We start from the raw sequence: 21,422 nt of genomic DNA, 5'->3' as shown, positions 1-21,422 counted from the left end.
CGTCAGGTCACAAGGTTCGCGTTGATGAAGTCGAAATTGATGTCCTCGCCGAGCCCCGGCTTGTCGGAAATATGGACGTAGCCATCCGCGTCCATGGGATCCACCAACCCGTTCAGATATTCGAAGCCATCGTCATACTCCAGGAAGGGATGCAAAAGCCCACGCTCGTACCAGTTCGCATTCTTCGAGCAGGCAGCGACGATCAGGTTCGGCGCACCGTTGCCATGGATTTCGCAGTTCATGCCGAAGGACTCGGCAAGATGCATGCATTTCATGGCCGGGCTGATGCCGCCGACATCGTGAACCCCTGTCCGCAGGATGTCGCAGGCCTTGGTCGCAATCCATTCCGCGCGGCTGAAGTGCTTGCCACCAGCGCTTTCCGGGCCGAGGACGGGGATGTCGAGATTCTTCGACAGCCACGCGTAGGACATGGAGCTCTGCTCGTCCATCGGCTCCTCGATCCAGTCAAAGCCGAGCGCTTCCAGGCCTCGGCCGAGCTTCAGCGCATCGGTTCGGGTGTACCAGTGGAATGCATCGATCATCAGGTGGATGTCCGGGCCCACCGCCTCGCGCACGGCCGCGCAGGCCTTGAGGTCCATGGCAACATCCGGCGCCCAGGAGACGGGCGGCATCCAGGTGTGGAGCTTGATCCCCTTGTAACCCCGGGCGACGAGCTTTTCGGCAAACCGGCCGTAATCCTCGGGCGTCGCGAGGCCGTTTTCGAGCTCGTCACCGCACATGATCGAGCCATAGGCACGCATCTTCTCGCGGTAGGTGCCGATCAGCTTGTGGACGGGCATGTTCAACTTGCGCCCGGCCAGATCCCAAAGCGCACAATCGACGATCGCCAGCGTCCGGTCGGTCAGTTGCGCCGCACTGCCGCGCTGCCAGTGCGCAAGCTCCTGCCAGAGCCGCTCGCGCGCAAAGGGATCGGCGCCGATCAGCACCTTCTTCACGAACTTCTCGATGACGTGAGGGCGAACGACCTCGGGCGGCGCAAAGCAATAACCCTCTCCGCCCTCGTCATCGACGATGGTCAAGAGCGCGAGGTTGACCCGGTGCGCGGGGCCGGGATGGGCATGGCCGGCCGTGTCCTGATGGCGATAGGTGGTGTGAGCAAAAACGCGCACATGGACGTCGACGATTTTCACGAAATGTCTCCTCGGACAGTATAGCGAACGCGGGCGCCGCTTGGGCTCAGGGCGCAGGGCTCAAGTTCAGGCTCAGGCTCAGGGCAGCGTGTAGGCGGTCTTGACCACGGTGAAGAACTCTGCGGCATAGCGCCCCTGCTCGCGCGGACCGAAGGACGACGCCTTGCGGCCACCGAACGGCACGTGAAAATCGACACCGGCGGTGGGGAGATTGACCATCACCATGCCCGCTTCCGCATGGCGCTTGAAATGGGTCGCATGCTTCAGGCTGGTCGTGGCGATACCGGCCGAAAGGCCGAAAGGGGTGTCGTTGGAGATCGAAAGCGCTTCGTCGTAATCCTTGGCCCTGATGACGCTGACGACCGGCCCGAAGATCTCCTCGCGCGAGATGCGCATCTGGTTCGTGGCCTCGGTGAAGAGGGTCGGCTGCAGGTAGAAGCCGGGCGTATCGCGCGTCAGGACCTCGCCGCCGAAGGCCAGCCGTGCGCCTTCTTTCTTGCCGATGTCGATGTAATCCGTGTCCTGCTTCAATTGTCGCTCGTCGACCACGGGACCGATGTGCGTCCCCGGTTTCATCGCATTGTCGACCGTCAGCGTCTTCAGTCGCTCCGTCAACGCCGCGACGAAGCGGTCGTGGATACCTTCGGTAACGATGAGCCGAGAGGAGGCCGTGCAGCGTTGTCCTGTCGAGAAGAAGCCGGAATTGGCCGCGGCCTCGACGGCGACCGAAAGATCGGCATCGTCGAGAACCACCATCGGGTTCTTGCCGCCCATTTCTAGTTGAAACTTGCGGTTATGCTCGATCGACGCAAGAGCGACGCGCTTGCCGGTGCCCGTCGACCCCGTGAAGGTGAGGCCGGAGAGATCCGGGCTGTCGAGCAGCGCCTGGCCGACGACGGAACCGCGGCCCATGACGAGGTTGAGCACCCCCTTGGGCAGGCCTGCGCGGTTGAGGATATCCACGATCGCCCAGGCGCAGCCGGGAACGAGATCCGCGGGCTTGAAGACGACGGTGTTGCCGTAGCAAAGCGCCGGCGCGATCTTCCAGGCCGGGATGGCGATCGGAAAATTCCACGGCGTGATGATGCCGATGACGCCCAACGGCTCGCGCGTGACCTCGACGCCGATCCCCGGCCGGGCGGACGGCACGGTCTCACCCGTCAGACGGAGAGCCTCGCCTGCGAAAAAGTCGAAGATCTGCGCCGCGCGCGTGACCTCTCCGATCGCCTCCGGCAACACCTTGCCCTCTTCACGGGCGAGGAGAGCCCCAAGCTCCTCCTTGCGGGCCAGAATTTCATCCGACGCCTTTCGCAGGATCGCGTGACGCTCGAGAATGCCGGAGCGGGACCACGCCGGAAACGCCTGCTTGGCAGCCGCGATGGCATCCTTCGCATCGTCGGCGCTCGCTTGGGCGTAGAGCCCGACAAGATCGTTCGTGTCCGACGGGCTCAGGTTGCGAGACGTCTGTGAGCCGACCCACTCCCCGGCGATGAGATTCTGGTAAATGGTCACGTTCGTGGTCCTCCAAGCCAATGCGTCTTCACGGCGCGCGCATCTAGTTATCATATAAATGACGTATGTCATCCTATAAGATCAATGTGGGCGGTCAATAAATTTCTTCCGTGCTTTGCGCCGAGCAACGGCGCTTCGTGATAAGACTCTGGAAACACTGCATTTGCGAAGCGGGGGATTCGTGAAGAGATCGGATCACGACACAAACGGGCGGCCTGTTCGAAAGGGCAGAAACCTTGTCGCGACGGTAAGCCAGAGACTGCGCGCCGCCATTGCCGAGGGGACGCTCAAACCGGGCGAGAAACTGGCGAGCGAGAGCGGCCTGACGGAAGAACACCAGGTCAGCCGAACCGTCATTCGAGAGGCTATCGCATCACTGCGCGCGGACGGGCTTGTCGAGGTGCGGCACGGAGTCGGCGTCTTCGTGCTTGCTGCGCCGGCCAGGCCGCAAGGCCCGCTGCAGGGCGTCGATCCGACCCGCGTCTCCTCCATCATCGAAATGCTGGAAGTGCGCGCCGCGATCGAAATCGAGGCGGCCGGACTGGCGGCCGGGCGCTGTTCTCCGGCGCAGCAGGAGCTTATCTTCGAAACGCTGCACGTCATGAACGAACAGATTGCCTCGGGCACGGCCACCGTCGAAAGCGACCGCGCCTTTCATCTCGCCATCGCCGACAGCACCAACAATCCGCGCTTCCGCGAGCTTCTCCAGGCGATCGGCGAACAGATGATTCCGCGCTCGCTGCTTGGCGCAGATCGATCGGACGCGACATCGGCGGAGTATCTGTCGCAGATCCAGCAGGAACACGAGATCATCGCCCGGGCCATCGCAGACCGCGACGAGGCAGCGGCCCGCGACGCCATGCGCCATCACCTGAAAGGAAGCCAGCAGCGATATCGGGCCATGATGCGCAGTTCACGGCAATCCTCGGCAGCATAGATCATACAAGTATTGACAGAGATAATATCTCTTACTAGTGTTCTCCCAGATGCAACGTTTGGAGAGATTGCCCGTGTCCATGGATCCCCTTGAGTTGAAGCGCGCGCTCGGCGCCGGCCTTCTGTCCTTCCCGGTGACGCCGTTCGGCGCAGACGGGCTCTTCAACCGTGAAGCTTACGAAGCGCATGTCGGCTGGCTTGCGGGCTTCGATGCAACGGTTCTGTTTGCAGCAGGCGGAACCGGCGAGTTCTTCTCGCTCGAACCTTCGGAGATCCCGGAGATCGTTGCCGCGGCCAAAGCTTCGGCAGGCGTGACCCCGATCGTGGCCGGCTGCGGCTACGGCACCCGCATCGCCGTCTCCATCGCGACGTCCGCAGAAAAGGCGGGTGCCGACGGCATTCTTCTTCTGCCGCATTATCTGATGGATGCGAGCCAGGAAGGCCTCTACCAGCACATCAAGACGGTCTGTCAGTCCGTTTCCATCGGCGTGATGGTCTACAATCGCGACAATTCGATCCTGACGGCCGACACGCTCTCGCGCCTCTGCGATGCCTGCCCCAATCTGGTCGGCTTCAAGGATGGCTCTGGCGATATCGCGCTTGTGCGCCGCATTACCGCGACGATGGGCGATCGCCTGACCTATCTTGGCGGCATGCCCACGGCCGAGCTGTTCGCGGATGCCTATCTCGGGGCAGGCGTGACGACCTATTCGTCGGCGGTCTTCAACTTCGTGCCGGGGCTTGCGCAGAATTTCTACACCGCACTCCGGCGGGGTGACACCGAGACCACGAACCGCATCCTGATCGACTTCTTCTATCCGTTCATGGAGATCCGCAACCGGCAGAAGGGCTATGCCGTCTCGGCCATCAAGGCGGGCGTGCGGCTGATGGGCTTCGATGTCGGCCCGGTTCGCGCGCCCTTGACTGATCTCACGGCCGAGGAGGTCCGGATGATGGAGGCGCTCTGCGAGCCCTATCGAAACATGGCGGCCACTGCGCAAGCGGCCGAATAAACGCACCACGCGCAATTTCCGGCGCCCCGTCACTGTCGGGGCGCAAGCCGGAGACGGAAAAAGGATCAGCGGTGCCGGGTGTTGCGCAGGACGATGCAGGCACCGCTCGCTTTTCGCACGATGGCGCAGAGAGCGTCCGCCTCTTGACGCGTCTCGCGTCCGATCCGGGCCGCATAGCGCGGACGATACCCGAAATTGCCGCCGCGCTGGCGGACGATCAGGGCGCGCTCGGCATTGTAGGGTGCCGGAAGCCTTGCGACGGCCAAGGTGAAAAGCTTCATCGCGGTTGCAGGATTGTAGTGTCCCGCCAGTTGAGCGCCCCAGGGCGCCCAGTCGGCGGATCCGACGAGCACGGGGTCGCGAATGATGCGGCGGGTGGCAAGAGCAAGGCAGGCATCGGCGAAGGGCGTGCCCGGGTCGAGAGGTGGCGCCGCCGCGTCGGGCGCGCGGGTTTTCCACGTCTCGGCGGGATAGCCGGTGATGGCAAAGACGTAATCCTGCGTTTCCAGCGGCAGCCTGCCCGTCGAAAGAAAGCGCGAAAGCCCGCCCTCCCCGGCATTATACGCGGCAGCGGCGAGCCCGAAATTCCCGAACCGCATGCGCAGGTCCTGCAGGTAGGCGGCCGCCGCGTCGAGCGACTGGATGACGTCGAAGCTGTTGCCGAGCCCGCGCAGCCGCGCCGTCGCCGGCATGAACTGGGCGATGCCCTCTGCACCCTTCGGGCTGACGGCATCCGGGTTGAACAGGCTTTCCCGCCAGAGGAGCCGCGCAAAAAAGTCCGGCGGCACATCGGAGCGGCGGGCAAAATGCTCGATCGCGCTGCAGAGATCGGCGTTGAAGCTCGCCTTGCGGATACAGAGTTGCGGCGCGGCCGCACCACCCTCGTAGAGGCAGCCGGCATCCCGGTCTTCTTTCGTTTGCGACAGGGCGCTAATGCCAAAGCCCGTCGAACAGAGCGTGCCCAGCAGCAGTGTGCGGAGGGACCCGGCCGTGATACGACCGCACAGGCCACGGCCGGCCGCGCGTGCACGTCCCGTTGCCGCCCTTCGCGCCACCGTCAAGGGGCTCACCGCGTCACGAGGTCGTGCCAGGCAAGGCCATCGCGGGCGAGAAGATCGGCTGCGGCATCCGGTCCCAGCGACCCGGGCGCATAGGGGGCCGGCTCGCCACCTTCTGCCCATCGGTCGAGGAACGGCTGTACCGCGCGCCAGCCCGCTTCCACGGCATCCGCGCGCTGGAACAACGTCTGGTCGCCTGTCAGAATGTCGTAGAGCAGGGTCTCGTAGCCGTTCAGGCGGCCGATGTCGAAAAGACCGGCATACCGGAAATCCATGACCGCCGGCTCGACCGCCACGCCGATGCCCGGCCGCTTGATGAGCATGTCGAGGCTGATCCCTTCGTCCGGCTGGATCTGGATGACGATGCGGTTCGGTGGCAGATGCGCGTTTCGCAGGCGGGGAAACTGCGCGAATGGCACTGGCTTGAACGTGATGATGACCTCCGTATCCCGCACGGAAAGCGCCTTCCCGGTGCGCAGATAGAACGGCACCCCCGCCCATCGCCAGGTGTCGATCATCAGTTTGAGGGCGACATATGTCTCGGTGGTGCTGTCCGGCTTCACGTCCGGCGTCTGTCGGTAAGCGGGCACCGTCCGGTCGCCAATCGTGCCGGCGGCATAGGCGCCGCGCACGCCGTTCGTGTCGACGTCCTCCGGCTCATAGATGCGGATCGCGCGCAGAACCTTGGCCTTTTCGTCACGAACGGCCTCGGCGTCGAAGCTGATCGGAGGCTCCATCGCCACCATGGCGAGAAGCTGGAACAGATGGTTGGGCACCATGTCCCGGAGTGCGCCCGTTCCGTCGTAAAAGCTGCCGCGCGTGCCGACATCCACGGTCTCCGCGGCCGTGATCTGGATGTGGTCGATGCTGTCGCTGTTCCACAGCTTTTCGATCATCATGTTGGCAAACCGCAGGGTCATGATGTTCTGGACCGTTTCCTTTCCCAGGAAATGATCGATCCGGTAGACCTGGGTCTCGGCGACACGTGCAAGAATGCGCGCGTTGAGAGCCTTTGCCGAAGCGGCGTCATGCCCGAACGGCTTTTCGATCGCGATGCGGCGAAAGGCGCCATCGGGTTCGTTCGTCAGGCCGTGATCGGCGAGTTTTTCGACGATATCGCCAAAGAAGCGTGGCGGCACGGCGAGATAGAACACCGCATTGCCCGTTAGCTCCGCCGCGATCTCGGTGTAGATCTGATCCGCCGTAAAGTCTCCTGCGCGGTAGCGCAGTTTGGGGCGGAGCTTCTGCCAGGCCTCGGCACGCTGGGTGTCGCCGTCGCCGACGTGCTGCGCGCTGAACGTCTCGAGGCTCGTTCGCAACATCTCGTCGTCACCCGCATCCTTGCCGATGCCCAGCACGGTCGTGGACGGACCAATGAGGCCTTCCCGTTCCATGTTGACGAGCGCAGGCACCAGCAGACGGCGGGTCAGATCTCCCGTCGCGCCGAAAATCACCAGGGTGGCGGGCGGCGCCGGATCGAGATTGCCGAGTGCGGCGCCTGAGGACGTATCGGCTGTCTGCTGAACGCGGGCTGTCGGTGTGGTCACGCGGGTCTCCTTCACTGGTCGCAGCCGCAACAGCATAGGCAAAAGCGGCTCGTGCGGTCGAGGCAGGAGATAGGGCGACCATGACGCGCGTCACCTACCGAACAGTGGGAAACGCGGGCGTTGACTGAATCAGTTCTATCGATATGAATGAGCAGGCATCGGGTCAGCATGGAGTGCACTGTCGTGAGCCGCAACTTTCTGGTCGTCGACCCCGAGGAAAACCAGGCCGTGCTGAAAGGGCTGGCGTCTCCTGCCCGTGTCTCGATCCTCAAACTCCTGCAGAACAAGGGCCCGATGAATGTCAACGACATTGCGGATGTGCTTCAGTCCCCGCAATCCAGCGTTTCTATCAATATCCAGATGCTGCAGGACGCGGGCTTGATCCGCACGGAAACGCTCAAGGCCCGCAAGGGAAACCAAAAGATCTGCCATGCGCTCTACGACGAGATCCTGATTGTTCTCAAGAGCGATATCAAGGAAACGGAACAAGACGCCATCGAGGTCTCCATGCCGCTCGGCCTCTATACCAGCTTCGAGGTCTCGGCCCCGTGCGGGCTCTGTTCGATCGACGGCATCATCGGGCTGCTCGACGTGCCCAGCACGTTTCTTGATCCCGACCGCATGAAGACGGGTCTGATCTGGTTCACCCGGGGCTATGTAGAATATCAGTTCCCCAACAATGCGCGCCTTGCAAACACGGAGATCCGTGAACTCGAATTCGTCCTGGAGCTGTCGTCCGAGGTGCCCGGAACGAGCGCCGACTGGCCGTCGGACATCACGCTTGCCGTGAATGGCATCGACGTGGCGACTTGGACATCTCCGGGGGATTTCGGTGACAAAAGAGGGGTTTACACCCCTGACTGGTGGAAACTGAAAGGCTCGCAATACGGAAAACTCAAGAGTTTTCGCATCAATGACGAAGGCTCCTATGTCGACGGCATGCGCATTTCGGACGTCCGGCTTGCTGATCTGAAGCTGGAAATCCATCATTCGATCCGGCTCCGGATCGGCGTTCTCGAGGATGCGAAACATCCCGGCGGAATCAACATCTTCGGCCGCGGGTTCGGCAATTACGATCAGGATATCCTACTGCGCCTGCGCACGAAAAAGTAGCGCGCGGCCTTCGCACTGCACAACACTTTCCGCTTGACGCTTGGCCTTCGCTCCGGTTTATTCATCTTAAATCATGATACATATCATGGAATATGAATTACTTGGGAGGACGGCATGAAGGCGACGGTTATCGCCCACAGCAAATTCACGATCTCGGAGATCGACCCGCGGCTATACGGGTCGTTCATCGAGCATCTTGGCCGCGCCGTCTACACCGGGATCTATGAGCCGGATCACCCGACAGCCGATGCCGATGGCATGCGGCGCGATGTCATCGACCTCGTGAAAGAGCTTCAGGTTCCGATCGTCCGCTATCCCGGTGGAAATTTTGTATCGGCTTACAACTGGGAAGACGGCATCGGCCCGCGCGAGGCGCGCCCTGTCCGCCTTGATCTCGCCTGGCACACATCTGAGAGCAACCAAGTCGGCATTCATGAATTTGCGGATTGGTGCGAGACTGTCGGCACGGAGATGATGCTCGCGGTCAATCTGGGCTCTCGCGGCCTCGACGAGGCGCGCAATTTCCTCGAATATGTCAACCACGAGGGCGGAAGCACCTGGAGCGACAAGCGTCGCGCCAATGGCCGCGAAGCCCCCTTCGATGTCCGCCTCTGGTGCTTGGGCAACGAGATGGATGGTCCCTGGCAGATCGGTCACAAGACAGCCGACGAGTATGGACGTCTGGCGCACGAGACGGCGAAGGCCATGCGCGCCTTCGACAGCCGGCTCGAACTCGTGGTCTGCGGTTCGTCCAACGCCCACATGCCGACCTACCCGCAATGGGAGGCGACGGTGCTGGAGCATACCTACAACGAGATCGACCACATCTCGCTGCACATGTATTTCGAGAACCGGGCGAAGGACACGGCGAGCTACCTCGCCCGCAGCCTGGAACTCGACACCTATATCGGCACGGTCGCCGGTGTCATCGCCTATGTGAAGTCCAAGAAACGCTCCAAGAAGGACGTCTATATCTCCTTCGACGAATGGAACGTCTGGTACCATTCCAAAGAGCGCGACAAGGTGATCCTCGAAGGACACAACGGCTGGCCGGAGGCGCCGCCTCTCCTGGAGGACGACTACAATTTCGAAGACGTCCTGCAGGTCGGGTGCATTCTGAACACCTTCATCAATCGGGCCGATGTCGTGAAGATCGCCTGCCTCGCGCAGCTCGTGAACGTCATTGCGCCGATCATGACCGTGCCGGGAGGTCCCGCGTGGCGCCAGACGATCTTTTATCCCTACTACTACGCCTCGGTTTACGGCCGCGGCACCGCACTCAAGCTGATGGTCGACAGCCCGACCTATACGGTCGAGGACGTCGGAGCGGTTCCCTATCTCGATGTCTCCGCCGTGCATGATGCAGCTTCCGGCCATATCACCTTCTTTCTCGTGAACCGGCATTTGAGCGAAACTCTCGATCTCGATGTCGGGTTGCTCGAATTCGGCGCGCTCTCGATCGTCGACGATCAGGTTATCGCGCACGCGAACCTTGCCATCACCAATACGGCCGAGGCACCCGACAATGTGGTCCCGGTCAAGGGCGAAGGCGCCGCCTTCTCGGACGGGCGGCTCACAGCTTCGATTGCACCGCTCAGCTACCGGATGATCCGGTTGAAAGCCTGACGCGACGCGGTCCCGAAACGGAGGTCGAAACCCGGTTCGCGACAGACATTGACGGCAGTCAGGCGGAAGGTCGGGTGGGAGCCCGCGCCACCGCCGGGAGGATAGGATGCAGACCTGTGTTTTGAACGATGCCGGCGGGAGGCTTGCATGACTGCGCAGATCGAAATCACCAACGTCACGAAGCGATATGGCGCGATGACGGTGCTCGATAATCTTTCGCTGTCCGTCAAGGCCAACGAGTTCATGGTCTTTCTCGGCCCGTCGGGCTGCGGGAAATCGACCCTGCTGCGGATGATCGCCGGGCTGGAAAGCGTCGACGAGGGCACGATTGCGATCAACGGCGAGCGGATCGATACGCTGCCGCCGGGCCAGCGCGGCCTTGCCATGGTGTTTCAGTCCTACGCGCTCTATCCCCACATGACAGTCGCCGACAACATGTCCTTCGGCCTGAAGAACATCGACGTCCCGCAAGACGTGATCGAAGCCCGTCTGGCGGAGGCGGCGCGCATGCTGGAAATCGGCCATCTGATGGAGCGCAAGCCGGGCCAGCTCTCGGGCGGGCAGCGCCAGCGCGTCGCCATCGGCCGGGCGATCGTCAAGGAGCCCAAGGCGTTTCTGTTCGACGAGCCCTTGTCGAACCTGGACGCCGCGCTTCGGGTCCGAACCCGTGTCGAGCTTGCCCAGCTGCGCAATCGCGTCAAGTCGACCATGATCTTCGTCACGCATGACCAGATCGAGGCCATGACGCTCGCCGACCGGGTGGTCGTGATGAACAATCGCAAGATCGAGCAGATCGGCACGCCGATGGACATCTACCTGCGGCCCGAAAGCCGGTTCGTCGCGACCTTTGTCGGCTCGCCCACCATGAACTTCATGCCGGTCACGCTGTCGGAGAGGGCCGGTTTCCTCGTTGCGGCACTCCCGGATGGCGCCGAGCTTGCCACCACGATCCGGGCCGACGGCGCAATCACGGGGGACCAGACGCTTGGTATCCGCGCGGAAGCCGTTCGACGCGCGGAGCCCGGCGCCCCGAACACGGTACCCGGCCGGGTCGAGGTTCTGGAAAGGCTCGGCGACCGCACCCTTCTCTATGTCAGGCTCCGCGACGGCAGCATGATCGTTGCCGAAGATATCGGCATGAGCCGGGTTGCGATCGGCGACGACATCGCGCTTTCGCTCGACGGCATGCGGACGCATCTGTTCGACGCGGAAGGCAGGGCCCGCCATGCGGAGGACGTCAGCCATGGCTGATCTGACCCTCGCCGGCAAGGCCGCTGTCGCCGAGACGGCATCTGGGCGACGGCGGATCCAGAACGTCAACGCCCCGCTGTGGCGCAACGCCATCTTTGTCGCGCCCTATCTGCTGTTTTTCGTTCTGCTTCTGCTCGTCCCCCTGTTCTGGGGCATGTGGATGAGCCTGCACAAGGCGGATGCCTTTTCCACGGGTCGGTTCGTCGGGCTTGCCAACTACACCCGTCTCTTCAATGACGGGATTTTCCTGAAGGCCATTGGCAACACCTTCTATTTCGTCCTCCTGACCGTTCCGCCCCTCGCCCTGATCGGTCTTCTTCTGGCTCTGGCGCTGAATCGGCAGACGCGCACGGCAGCCGTGCTGCGAACCATCTTCTTCGCCTCGTCCGTTCTGTCCGTCACCATTGTCACGCTTATCTGGCGCATCGTGTTCGTGCCGGGCTTCGGGCTCCTCTCCACGATCTACGGATGGTTCGGTGCAACGGCCCCGGCCTTCCTGTCCGATCCGAAGCTTGTGATGATCGCCATCGCCATTGCAACGATTTGGTGGTGCATCGGCCTTCCCATGATGCTGTTTCTGTCCGCGCTCCAGCAGATCCCGGGCGATATCTACGAGGCAGCGGCGCTCGACAATGCCGGGCGCTGGCGCACCTTCCGCTCGATTACCTTTCCGTCGATCAAGCGCACCTTCGTTCTCGTGGTCGTCATCCAGATTGTTCTGCAGTTCCAGCTTTTCGGGCAGGCCCGGCTGATGACGAATGGCGGCCCCAACAATGTGTCGACACCACTCGTGCTGTACATCTACGACGCCGCCTTCAAGCGATGGGACCTCGGTCTCGGTGCTGCGGCCTCCGAAGTGCTGTTCGCTCTGATCCTTGTCGCCGCCATGATCCAGTATGTCGTTTCACGCCGAAAAGGAGAGGACGCATGAGCGCGATGGCAGCCTCACCCGCGCCGACGGGCGCGACCGGACCCACGGGGATGGTCGGGCGCAGCACTGGCGATCGCATCATCCTCGGGCTGACGATCGCCACCGCCGTCATCATGATGGCGCCGCTCGTCTGGGTCGTCGCCCTGTCGCTGAAGGACAACAAGGAGCTGATGGCGAGCATGAACGCCGTGTTCCATGCGCCTTATACGCTCCAGAACTACCTCAACATTCTCACCACCTCGTCGGTGTTCCGCTGGATCCTCAACAGTCTGATCGTGTCCGGCGGCGTGACGCTGGGGACGCTGGTGCTCTGCTCGCTCGCCGGCTACGGCTTTGCCCGGCTCAACTTTCCCTTTCGCAACGCCCTGTTCGTGATTGTTCTCGTCGGGCTTGCCATCCCGGAACAGGCCGTGCTGATCGCGCGCCACCAGCTCTTCTCGTGGATGAAACTTCACAATACCTATCCGGGGCTGATCCTGCCCTGGCTCTCGGCGCCTTTCGGCGTGTTCCTGATGACGCAGTATTTTCGCGCGATCCCGAAAGAGCTGGACGAGGCGGCGCTGCTCGACAATGCCAGCCGTTTCAAGATCTTCTGGAAGGTGCTCCTGCCGCTGACGGTGCCGGCCCAGGCAACACTCGGGATCTTCACCTTCCTCAGCGTCTGGAACGACTATTTCTGGCCGCTGATCTCGGGAACGAAGAAGGAAATGTACACGCTGACGGTCGGCATCGCCTCGACGCAGACCAATTTCGCGCAATCCGAAGGGCTCGGTTTTCTCATGTCGCAGGCGGTCTTCGCCAGCGCGCCGATCCTCATCCTCTACCTGTTTTTCCAGAAGTACATCGTGACCGCGGTATCCGGTGCTGCGGTGCGATGAGCAGACTGCCCGGTCTCTCCGATGAGACCGGTCCCACAATCATGACATGGAGGAGACACGCATGATGCATGTATGGAGGACGTCTATCCTGGCCGCGGCCTCGGCGATTGCCGTGATGGCGGCGACGCCGTCATTTGCCGCGACGGAGCTGAGCCTGCAGCGCTTCTTCGGCGCCTGCGATGCCGATTTCGGCAGCAATACCGACGTAACAAAGGCCGTCGGCGAATGCGGGATCATCACCTCGATGATCAACAAGTTCAATGCGGACAATCCCGATGTCCATATCTCCGTGACGACGGTGGAGTGGCCGGGCTATGACCAGCTGACCGCACAGTTTGCGGCCGGCGATCCTCCCGATATCGTCTCGATCCACCACTCGGCCCTGTCGGATTACCAGTCCAAGGGTCTCCTGATGCCGCTCGACGAGGTCCTGGCTTCCGTCGGCGTCAAGCCGGACGACTTTACCGACGCTGCCCGCAGCGGCGTGACGAAGGACGGCCAGATCTACGGCCTGCCGATCGACAACTGGACCATGCTCTACCACATCAACATGGACCTGTTTAAGCAGGCCGACCTCGTGAACACGGATGGCACGCCGAAAATGCCGACCAGCGTCGACGAACTGCTGGCACAGGCCAAGCAGTTCCGCGAGAAGACCGGCAAGCCCTACTTCGTACAGAACCTGGCCAACGAGGTGGCACTCTATACCCGGAATTTCTACACCTACCTGTTCCAGCAGGATTCCGACTTCTTCGCAGATCCCCTCAAGGTCAAGCTCAAGACTCCGGAGGCCAAGAAGGTCCTGGAGATGTACAAGGCGATCTTCGACCAGGGCGACACGACAAAGGATATGGACTACGCCGCCAGCATCAACGCGTTTCTCGCCGGCGAGGGTGGCGTTCACCTGAATGGCACATGGATGATCGGCGACTACACTGCGTCGTCCGAGACGGCAGGAACCGCCCTCAACAAGGGCGGCTATACCGTCTATCCCTATCCGCAGCTGTTCCCCGGCAAGAAGGCCCAATATGCCGACGGCCATGCCTGGGGCGTTTCGCGAAAGGATCGCTCGCCCGAAGAAGTGGCCGCGATCGGCAAGTTCCTGAAGTTCTTCAAGGACAATGATTTCGAATGGTCGCGCACGGGCCATCTGCCGGCTGTGAAGGCCGTCTTCGAGACGCCGGAATTCAAGGCCCTGCCACACCGTGACACCGTCGCGCCGATCGCCACGCTCGGCGTTGCCCTGCCCTCGACCGTCCAGCGCCAGTTTGCGATCCAGGACATCATCGGCCAGGAAATGAACGCTGCGATCACCGGCCAGAAGGATGTCGATGCCGCGCTTGACAGCATGGAGAGCCGCGTCAACGACCTTCTCGCCAACCTGTAGCAACCGCCTCCTGCATGTCGCCCGAACGTGTGCAGCGGTTTCGGAAAACGACATGCATCCAAACAAGACCTTAAAGTGCGTTGCGTGAATCCTTTTTCACGCAACGCACTTTAGACCTCGACGGCACACTCCCTGCCGACGCGGTCAGACCCGCCGCCTCCCCTGAAGCGGCGGGTCATTCGTGTTTGATGTCCTATATTCGTTGAAAGCGCGCAGGATGCGGCACGAAACGCGGGACGACGTTACGGCAATGAACGAAGCAACAGGCAACAGCGAACGCCCGAAGGGTGTGCGGACGGGCTTATCGATCTTCTATGCGCTCGCCGGCATTCTGCATCTGGCCTGGCCGTCGCCGTTCCTGACGATCACGCCGGACTGGGTGCCATTTCCAAGCACGGTGATCGCCCTGACGGGCGTTTGCGAGCTCCTCGGCGCGGTCGGTATCTGGTTCCGCCCGACAGAACGGGCCGCTGCCATAGGCCTCGCGCTTTATGCCGTCTGCGTCTACCCTGCCAACATCAAGCATGCGATCGACAGCCTCACAGCGGCGGATGCCGGTGTCCTGCCCTGGCTCTACCACGTGCCTCGCCTTCTTCTGCAGCCCGTGCTTGTCTGGCTGCCCCTTCGTGCCGCGGGTCTTGTCCGCTGGCCACGTCGCGGGCGATTGAGGCCCTAAACTCCTACCGCTCCTCGAACTCCAGAAGCGCACCTTGGGTATCCTTCGGATGGAGGAACATCACGGGCTTGCCATGCGCGCCGATCTTCGGCTGGCCGTCGCCGAGAACGCGGATCCCATCGGCCACGACACCCTCTGCCGTTTTCGCCAGATCATCGACATCAAGGCAGATGTGGTGGAGGCCGCCCGAGGGGTTCTTTTCCAGAAACGCCGCGATGGGAGAATTCTCGCCCAACGGGTGCAGGAGTTCGATTTTCGTATTCGGCAGGGTCACGAAGACGACGGTCACCCCGTGGTCCGGCAAGTCCTGCGCGCCGGAAACGCTGGCGCCCATCCGGCGGTACTGCGCCGCAGCCCGGTCGAGATCCGGAACGGCAATCGCGACATGGTTCAATCCCGTGATCATCCCTCGCCTCCCGTGTTTCGCCGCTTGCCCTCGAGAATGTCGAGGATCGCGTTGGCTGCTTCCATGACGTTCGTGCCCGGCCCGAAAACGGCGGCCACGCCATGGTCGAGAAGGAACTGGTAGTCCTGACGGGGCACGACCCCGCCGCAGACCACGATGATGTCGCCGCCGCCTTTGCTTCGAAGCGCGGAGATCAGTTGCGGCAGCAGCGTCTTGTGCCCCGCGGCAAGCGAGGAGACGCCGACGACGTGCACCCTCTCGGCCAACGCCATCTGCGCCGCCTCGTCCGGCGTCTGGAACAGAGGCCCGGCGAGGATGTCGAAGCCGATATCGCCAAAGGCGGAGGCGATGATCTTTGCGCCGCGGTCATGGCCGTCCTGACCGAGTTTCGCCACCATCACCTTGGGCCGCGTGCCGATGCGGGCGGAGACGGCGGACAGCCGCGCGGTCAGCGTCTCCAGTTCGGGATCGCCCTTGTAGGCGTCACCATAGATGTTTCTCACGACCACAGGCTCGGCTGCATGATCGCCGAAGACCACGCGCAAGGCCTCCGAGATTTCGCCGACGGTGGCCCGCGCCCGCGCCGCGTCGACGGCTGCCTGTAGCAGGTTTCCGGACCCGGTCCGCGCAATGTCTGTCAGGGTGGCGAGTGTCGCCTGAACCTCCGAAACGCTGCGGCGACGGCCCGTCTCCTCGATGCGGCGGATCTGTCCCGCCCGAACGGCGGCGTTGTCGATATCGAGAATGTCGAGGTCATCTTCGGTTTCCAGGCGATACCGATTGACGCCGACGATCACCTCTTCGCCGCGATCGACCGCTGCCTGCCGCCGCGTTGCGGCTTCCTCGATCAACCGTTTGGGCAGCCCGTCGGCAACAGCCTTGGTCATGCCGCCCAGGGCGTCCACCTCCTCGATCAGCGTCCAGGCTTTTTCGGCAAGCTCGGCCGTCAGGCTTTCGACGTAGTAGGAGCCGGCCAGCGGATCGACCACCTTCGTCACGCCCGTCTCATGCTGAAGGATGAGTTGCGTATTGCGGGCGATCCGGGCCGAGAATTCCGTCGGAAGCGCAATTGCCTCGTCGAACGAATTCGTGTGCAGGGATTGTGTGCCGCCGAGAACAGCCGACATCGCCTCGAACGCTGTGCGCACGATATTGTTGTACGGATCCTGTTCCTGGAGCGATACGCCCGACGTCTGGCAATGGGTCCGCAGCATGCGGGACGATGCTTGCTTCGGCGCAAACTCGTCCATGATGCGCGACCAGAGAAGGCGTGCGGCACGCAGTTTTGCCGCCTCCATGAAGAAATTCATGCCGATCGCAAAGAAGAACGAGAGGCGGCCGGCAAAGGCGTCGACATCGAGACCCTTGGCGATCGCGGCCCGCACATATTCGCGCCCATCCGCCAGCGTGAAAGCGAGTTCCTGGACAAGCGTCGCCCCGGCCTCCTGCATATGATAGCCGGAAATCGAAACGGAGTTGAACTTGGGCATCTCGCGCGCCGTGTACTCGATGATGTCCGCAATGATGCGCATCGAGGGTTCCGGCGGATAGATATAGGTGTTGCGAACCATGAACTCCTTCAGAATATCGTTCTGGATGGTGCCCGAGAGCGCCGCGCGCGGCACCCCCTGCTCCTCCCCTGCAACGATGAAACTCGCAAGGATCGGGATGACTGCCCCATTCATGGTCATCGACACCGAGATCTTGTCGAGCGGGATGCCGTCGAACAGGATCTTCATGTCCTCGACGCTGTCGATGGCAACGCCCGCCTTGCCGACATCACCTTCCACGCGCGGATGATCGCTGTCGTAGCCGCGATGGGTGGCAAGATCGAAGGCGACGGAGACACCCTGCTGGCCCGCGGCCAGGGCCTTGCGATAGAAGGCATTCGAGGCTTCCGCCGTCGAAAAGCCTGCATACTGGCGAATGGTCCAGGGCCGACCGGCATACATGGTCGCGCGCGGACCCCGCGTGAACGGCGCGAACCCCGGTAGAGAGCCGAGGTGCGGAAGCCCCGCAATGTCTTCGGACGTGTAGACGGGTTTGACGGCGATTCCTTCCGGCGTCTGCCACATGAGGCCGTCGGGAGACCGCTTCAGTTCGGTCTCGGCCAGTGCTTGCCAGTCCGTCAGCGTCTTAGAACTTGCGGATGTCTTGCTCTCCGGACCGTCTGTCATCTCTCTGTCCCCGATACCTGCACCGACCATCGACGTCGCCTGCCTCACTCGAATTCGAGCACAACCTCGTCCACCGCCAGGCTGGTGCCCGGCTCGACCGCCACGCGCTTGACGACGCTGCGGCGCTCGGCCCGCAGGATGTTTTCCATCTTCATGGCTTCCACGGTCGCCAGCGGCTGACCGGCCTCGACCGTCTCGCCCGCGGAAACCATGATCGCCGTAATGACACCCGGCATGGGGCAGAGCAGCAGCTTGGACGTATCCGGCGGCAGTTTGCGCAGCATCCATCGTGCAAGGGCTGCCACCCGCGGCGAGCGCACATACGCCTTCACATCCATGCCGCGCCAGCGCAAGCGAATGGCCGAGCCGGTCAGGTCGATCTTGACGCCGACAGGTTCGCCTCCGATGACGAAGCGGGCATGGGTGGCCCCAGGCACGAAAACGCCCGCCGTCGTGAGCATGCCGCCGTCGCCGAAACGGATACAGGTCTCTTCGCCGAGCGCTTCGATCGTTGCCTCGATTTCGGTGTCGTCGAACCGTACCACCCAGTCCTTGGCCACCACCCGACGGTGATGCCCGACAATGCCCGAGATGTGCGCCGCACGCTCCTGCAGCACCTGATGCACCAGGACCGCCACCGCCGCCAGCACACGATGCGCGTCGGCATCCGGCTCGACGCCCTGAAAGCCGTCGGGAAACTCTTCAGCGATGAAAGCCGTCGTGATGTTGCCCGATCGGAACCGCTCGTGCTGCATGACGGCCGAGAGGAAGGGGAGATTGTGCCCGATGCCCTCGACCTCGAAATCATCCAGCGCATGCAACATGGTGTCGATGGCCGCCAGCCGGTCCGGGCCCCAGGCGCAGAGCTTGGCGACCATGGGGTCGTAATACATCGAGATTTCGCCGCCCTCGGTCACGCCGGTATCGTTGCGCAGAACGCATCCGCCACCGGTCGGGCCTTCGGCCGGGGGACGATACCGCGTCAGACGCCCGATCGATGGCAGGAAGTTCCGGTACGGGTCCTCGGCGTAGAGGCGGCTCTCGACCGCCCATCCGTCGAGCGTGACGTCGTCCTGCGCAAACGACAGGGCTTCGCCTGCAGCAACGCGGATCATCTGCTCCACGAGATCGAGGCCGGTCACGAGTTCCGTCACCGGATGCTCGACCTGCAGCCGCGTGTTCATTTCCAGAAAATAGAAGTTGCGTGCGCCATCGACGATGAATTCGACCGTCCCTGCCGAATGGTAGTTCACTGCCTTTGCAAGAGCGACGGCCTGTTCGCCCATGGCGCGCCGCGTCTCGGGATCGAGGAACGGTGACGGCGCTTCTTCGATCACCTTCTGGTTTCGCCGCTGGATCGAGCATTCCCGCTCTCCAAGATGAAGCACCGTCCCATGTCGGTCTCCCAAAACCTGGATCTCGATGTGGCGCGGCTGCGTCACGAATTTCTCGATGAAGATCCTGTCGTCGCCGAAAGACGCTTTTGCCTCGTTCTTCGAGGACTGGAAGCCTTCACGCGCCTCGGCGTCGTTCCAGGCAATCCGCATGCCCTTGCCGCCGCCCCCCGCCGATGCCTTGATCATGACGGGATAACCGATCTCGCCCGAAATCCGCGCGGCTTCGTCCGCATCCGCGATCAGGTCCATGTGGCCGGGCACCGTGGAGACGCCGGCTTCGGCGGCGATCTTCTTGGACGTGATCTTGTCGCCCATGGCCTTGATCGCACCGACGGGCGGGCCGATGAAAATCACGCCAGCCGCGTCGAGCGCCGCTGCGAAGGCGGCATTTTCGGACAGGAAGCCATAGCCCGGGTGAACCGCATCCGCACCGGTCGTGCGGATTGCGTCGAGGATCCGGTCGATGGCGATGTAGGACTGGCTGGACGGGGCGGGTCCGATATGCACGGCTTCATCGGCTTCGCGCACATGCAGCGCCTCGCGGTCGGCATCGGAAAAGACGGCAACGGTGCGGATGCCCATACGTCTAGCCGTGCGGATGACCCGGCAGGCGATTTCTCCACGATTGGCGATGAGGATTTTCTTGATCACGGTCTCGTCCAGTCTTGATAGGCAGTCGGCAGCGGCAGGCACGGCAATGCGCCCTCGGGCGCAATCCTAAAGCGGGATCGTGTCGTGCTTCTTCCAGTGCGTCGTCACCTGCTTGTTGCGCAGCGAGGCAAAAGCCCGCGCGATCCGTCTCCGCGAGGAACGCGGCATGATCACCTCATCGATGAACCCCCGCTCGGCGGCGACGAAGGGGTTGGCGAACCGCTCTTCATATTCCTTCGTCCGCGCCGCGATCTTGTCTTTGTCCGACAGCTCCGAGCGGTAGAGGATCTCGGTCGCGCCCTTCGCACCCATGACGGCAATTTCGGCCGTGGGCCAGGCATAGTTGATATCCGCGCCGATATGCTTGGACGCCATGACATCGTAGGCGCCACCATAGGCCTTGCGGGTGATCAGTGTGACCATCGGTACGGTTGCCTCGGAATAGGCAAACAGCAGCTTTGCACCATGCTTGATGACGCCGCCATATTCCTGCGCGACGCCGGGCAGGAATCCGGGGACATCGACGAGCGTCAGGACGGGGATGGAAAAAGCATCACAGAAGCGCACGAAGCGCGCCGCCTTGCGTGAGCTGTCGATATCGAGGCAGCCGGCAAGCACCATCGGCTGGTTGGCAACGACGCCGATCGTCTCGCCCTCGATGCGGATGAAGCCGGTGATGATGTTGCGGGCGAAGGCTTCCTGAAGTTCGAAAAATTCACCCTCGTCGGCAATCGCGAGGATCAGCTCCTTCATATCGTAAGGCTTTGTGGAGCTGTCCGGAATGAGGCTGTCGAGACGGGCCTCCACCCGGGCGGGGTCGTCGTGAACCGGGCGGACGGGTGGCCTCTGGCGGTTGTTCAGCGGAAGGAAATCGAAGAGCAGCCGAACCTGTTCGAGCGCCTCGATATCGTTCTCGTAGGCCGCATCGGCGACAGATGATCGCTTCGTATGCGTGCCGGCGCCCCCCAGCTCCTCCGCCGTCACCACCTCGTTCGTCACGGTCTTCACCACATCAGGGCCGGTCACGAACATGTAGGAGCTGTCGCGTACCATGAAGATGAAATCGGTCATGGCCGGCGAATAGACGGCTCCCCCGGCACAGGGGCCCATGATGACCGAGATCTGCGGAATGACGCCGGAGACTTCCGCATTGCGGCGGAAAACCTCGGCATAGCCTGCAAGCGAGGCCACCCCCTCCTGGATGCGTGCGCCGCCGCTGTCATTGAGCCCGATCAGCGGCGCACCGTTGCGAACGGCCATGTCCATGATCTTGCAGATCTTCTGGGCATGCGTTTCCGACAGTGAGCCGCCGAGAACCGTAAAATCCTGGGAAAAGACATAGACCTGCCGCCCATTGATGGTGCCCCAGCCGGTCACCACCCCATCGCCCGCGATCTTCTGGTCCGCCATATCGAAATCGATGGCGCGGTGCGTGACGTACATGTCGTATTCTTCGAAGGAACCCTCGTCGAGCAGGACGTCGATCCGCTCGCGCGCCGTCAGCTTGCCCTTCGCATGCTGGGCATCGATCCGTCGCTGCCCCCCTCCGAGCCTGGCTTCCGAACGGCGCTTCTCAAGCTCAACCAGAACGTCCCGCATCGAATCCTCCAACGTCATCGATCCGTTCTATGCGAAGTTTCGGCCGCCGAGAACTCTTGCCGACCGATATCCGTCGAATTCCGAATGTCAGGGACGGGTTGCGCAGGACCGCA

The 21,422-nt window shown here is 62.5% G+C and carries 17 protein-coding genes; 9 read left to right on the top strand and 8 right to left on the bottom strand.

From position 1 onward, the window contains the following. Window positions 1-2: 2 nt before the first annotated feature. Together ASG03_RS12550 and ASG03_RS12545 are read right to left on the bottom strand one after the other, a co-directional pair. The gene (locus tag ASG03_RS12550; protein WP_062693793.1) at window positions 3-1,151 is read right to left on the bottom strand and encodes a mandelate racemase family protein; all 1,149 of its coding nucleotides are present in this window, start codon (window positions 1,149-1,151) and stop codon (window positions 3-5) included. 78 nt (window positions 1,152-1,229) lie between these two features. After that, window positions 1,230-2,663, bottom strand: a complete 1,434-nt coding sequence (locus ASG03_RS12545) for an aldehyde dehydrogenase family protein (protein ID WP_062693792.1) — start codon at window positions 2,661-2,663, stop codon at window positions 1,230-1,232. Window positions 2,664-2,844: 181 nt separating this feature from the next. On the opposite strand from ASG03_RS12545, the gene ASG03_RS12540 reads away from it, so the two are divergent. Both ASG03_RS12540 and kdgD read left to right on the top strand, forming a co-directional pair. Further along, the gene (locus ASG03_RS12540) at window positions 2,845-3,600 is read left to right on the top strand and encodes a FadR/GntR family transcriptional regulator (RefSeq protein ID WP_062693791.1); all 756 of its coding nucleotides are present in this window, start codon (window positions 2,845-2,847) and stop codon (window positions 3,598-3,600) included. A gap of 79 nt (window positions 3,601-3,679) precedes the next feature. Next, window positions 3,680-4,612, top strand: a complete 933-nt coding sequence (gene kdgD, locus ASG03_RS12535; protein ID WP_062693790.1) for a 5-dehydro-4-deoxyglucarate dehydratase — start codon at window positions 3,680-3,682, stop codon at window positions 4,610-4,612. A gap of 65 nt (window positions 4,613-4,677) precedes the next feature. Here the strand turns inward: kdgD and ASG03_RS12530 are convergent, their stop codons facing one another. Together ASG03_RS12530 and zwf are read right to left on the bottom strand one after the other, a co-directional pair. Further along, window positions 4,678-5,673, bottom strand: coding sequence for a transglycosylase SLT domain-containing protein (locus ASG03_RS12530; RefSeq protein ID WP_443216614.1), 996 nt, complete (start codon window positions 5,671-5,673; stop codon window positions 4,678-4,680). Window positions 5,674-5,678: 5 nt separating this feature from the next. Further along, window positions 5,679-7,127: a glucose-6-phosphate dehydrogenase gene (zwf, locus tag ASG03_RS12525; protein WP_062693869.1), complete on the bottom strand. Its 1,449-nt coding sequence runs from the start codon at window positions 7,125-7,127 to the stop codon at window positions 5,679-5,681. Window positions 7,128-7,400: 273 nt separating this feature from the next. Between zwf and ASG03_RS12520 the strand changes: the two genes are divergently transcribed. The 7 genes from ASG03_RS12520 (at window position 7,401) to ASG03_RS12490 (ending at window position 15,079) form a co-directional block, all read left to right on the top strand. Beyond that, entirely contained in the window at window positions 7,401-8,330 is a 930-nt protein-coding gene (locus ASG03_RS12520) for an ArsR/SmtB family transcription factor (protein WP_062693868.1), read from the top strand. A 114-nt stretch (window positions 8,331-8,444) separates the two neighbouring features. Further along, on the top strand, window positions 8,445-9,956 hold the full coding sequence (gene arfA / locus ASG03_RS12515) for an arabinosylfuranosidase ArfA (protein ID WP_062693789.1): 1,512 nt from the start codon (window positions 8,445-8,447) through the stop codon (window positions 9,954-9,956). A 147-nt stretch (window positions 9,957-10,103) separates the two neighbouring features. Next, window positions 10,104-11,207 carry an ABC transporter ATP-binding protein gene (locus tag ASG03_RS12510; protein ID WP_062693788.1) on the top strand — a complete coding sequence of 368 codons (1,104 nt, stop codon included), beginning with the start codon at window positions 10,104-10,106 and terminating at the stop codon, window positions 11,205-11,207. Next, entirely contained in the window at window positions 11,200-12,138 is a 939-nt protein-coding gene (locus tag ASG03_RS12505) for a carbohydrate ABC transporter permease (protein ID WP_062478777.1), read from the top strand. Before ASG03_RS12510 ends, ASG03_RS12505 begins: the two co-directional genes overlap by 8 nt. A 50-nt stretch (window positions 12,139-12,188) precedes the next feature. After that, window positions 12,189-13,016 carry a carbohydrate ABC transporter permease gene (locus ASG03_RS12500; RefSeq protein ID WP_062478928.1) on the top strand — a complete coding sequence of 276 codons (828 nt, stop codon included), beginning with the start codon at window positions 12,189-12,191 and terminating at the stop codon, window positions 13,014-13,016. Window positions 13,017-13,080: 64 nt separating this feature from the next. Beyond that, window positions 13,081-14,403 (top strand): extracellular solute-binding protein, encoded by a 1,323-nt coding sequence (locus ASG03_RS12495; RefSeq protein ID WP_443216613.1) that lies wholly within the window; start codon window positions 13,081-13,083, stop codon window positions 14,401-14,403. A gap of 250 nt (window positions 14,404-14,653) precedes the next feature. Then, window positions 14,654-15,079, top strand: coding sequence for a DoxX family protein (locus ASG03_RS12490; protein WP_062478925.1), 426 nt, complete (start codon window positions 14,654-14,656; stop codon window positions 15,077-15,079). Between the two features lie 4 nt (window positions 15,080-15,083). Here ASG03_RS12490 and mce read toward each other — a convergent pair whose 3' ends face one another. The 4 genes from mce to ASG03_RS12470 all read right to left on the bottom strand — a co-directional run bounded on the left by mce (window position 15,084) and on the right by ASG03_RS12470 (window position 21,309). Further along, the gene (mce, locus tag ASG03_RS12485) at window positions 15,084-15,485 is read right to left on the bottom strand and encodes a methylmalonyl-CoA epimerase (RefSeq protein ID WP_062478771.1); all 402 of its coding nucleotides are present in this window, start codon (window positions 15,483-15,485) and stop codon (window positions 15,084-15,086) included. Continuing rightward, window positions 15,482-17,662, bottom strand: coding sequence for a methylmalonyl-CoA mutase (gene scpA, locus ASG03_RS12480; RefSeq protein WP_062693787.1), 2,181 nt, complete (start codon window positions 17,660-17,662; stop codon window positions 15,482-15,484). The genes mce and scpA overlap by 4 nt, the downstream gene beginning before the upstream one ends. Window positions 17,663-17,706: 44 nt before the next feature. Then, complete coding sequence (locus ASG03_RS12475; RefSeq protein ID WP_062478765.1) at window positions 17,707-19,710, bottom strand: acetyl-CoA carboxylase biotin carboxylase subunit; 2,004 nt, start codon at window positions 19,708-19,710, stop codon at window positions 17,707-17,709. Window positions 19,711-19,776: 66 nt separating this feature from the next. Beyond that, complete coding sequence (locus tag ASG03_RS12470; RefSeq protein WP_062693867.1) at window positions 19,777-21,309, bottom strand: acyl-CoA carboxylase subunit beta; 1,533 nt, start codon at window positions 21,307-21,309, stop codon at window positions 19,777-19,779. Window positions 21,310-21,422 lie beyond the last annotated feature (113 nt).

It is taken from the genome of Rhizobium sp. Leaf341, from assembly GCF_001424325.1.
Taxonomy (GTDB): domain Bacteria; phylum Pseudomonadota; class Alphaproteobacteria; order Rhizobiales; family Rhizobiaceae; genus Ferranicluibacter.
Note: the sequence above shows the minus strand (reverse complement) of the source record. Positions and strands in the feature narration are given on the sequence as shown.

Bases quoted from the DNA above. Each gene is read 5' to 3' on its own strand.
- arfA (WP_062693789.1), top strand. From the start codon at position 8,445: ATGAAGGCGACGGTTATCGCCCACAGCAAATTCACGATCTCGGAGATC.
- ASG03_RS12500 (WP_062478928.1), top strand. From the start codon at position 12,189: ATGGTCGGGCGCAGCACTGGCGATCGCATCATCCTCGGGCTGACGATC.
- mce (WP_062478771.1), bottom strand. From the start codon at position 15,485: ATGATCACGGGATTGAACCATGTCGCGATTGCCGTTCCGGATCTCGAC.
- ASG03_RS12490 (WP_062478925.1), top strand. From the start codon at position 14,654: ATGAACGAAGCAACAGGCAACAGCGAACGCCCGAAGGGTGTGCGGACG.
- ASG03_RS12505 (WP_062478777.1), top strand. From the start codon at position 11,200: ATGGCTGATCTGACCCTCGCCGGCAAGGCCGCTGTCGCCGAGACGGCA.
- ASG03_RS12470 (WP_062693867.1), bottom strand. From the start codon at position 21,309: ATGCGGGACGTTCTGGTTGAGCTTGAGAAGCGCCGTTCGGAAGCCAGG.
- scpA (WP_062693787.1), bottom strand. From the start codon at position 17,662: ATGACAGACGGTCCGGAGAGCAAGACATCCGCAAGTTCTAAGACGCTG.
- ASG03_RS12495 (WP_443216613.1), top strand. From the start codon at position 13,081: ATGCATGTATGGAGGACGTCTATCCTGGCCGCGGCCTCGGCGATTGCC.
- ASG03_RS12510 (WP_062693788.1), top strand. From the start codon at position 10,104: ATGACTGCGCAGATCGAAATCACCAACGTCACGAAGCGATATGGCGCG.
- kdgD (WP_062693790.1), top strand. From the start codon at position 3,680: ATGGATCCCCTTGAGTTGAAGCGCGCGCTCGGCGCCGGCCTTCTGTCC.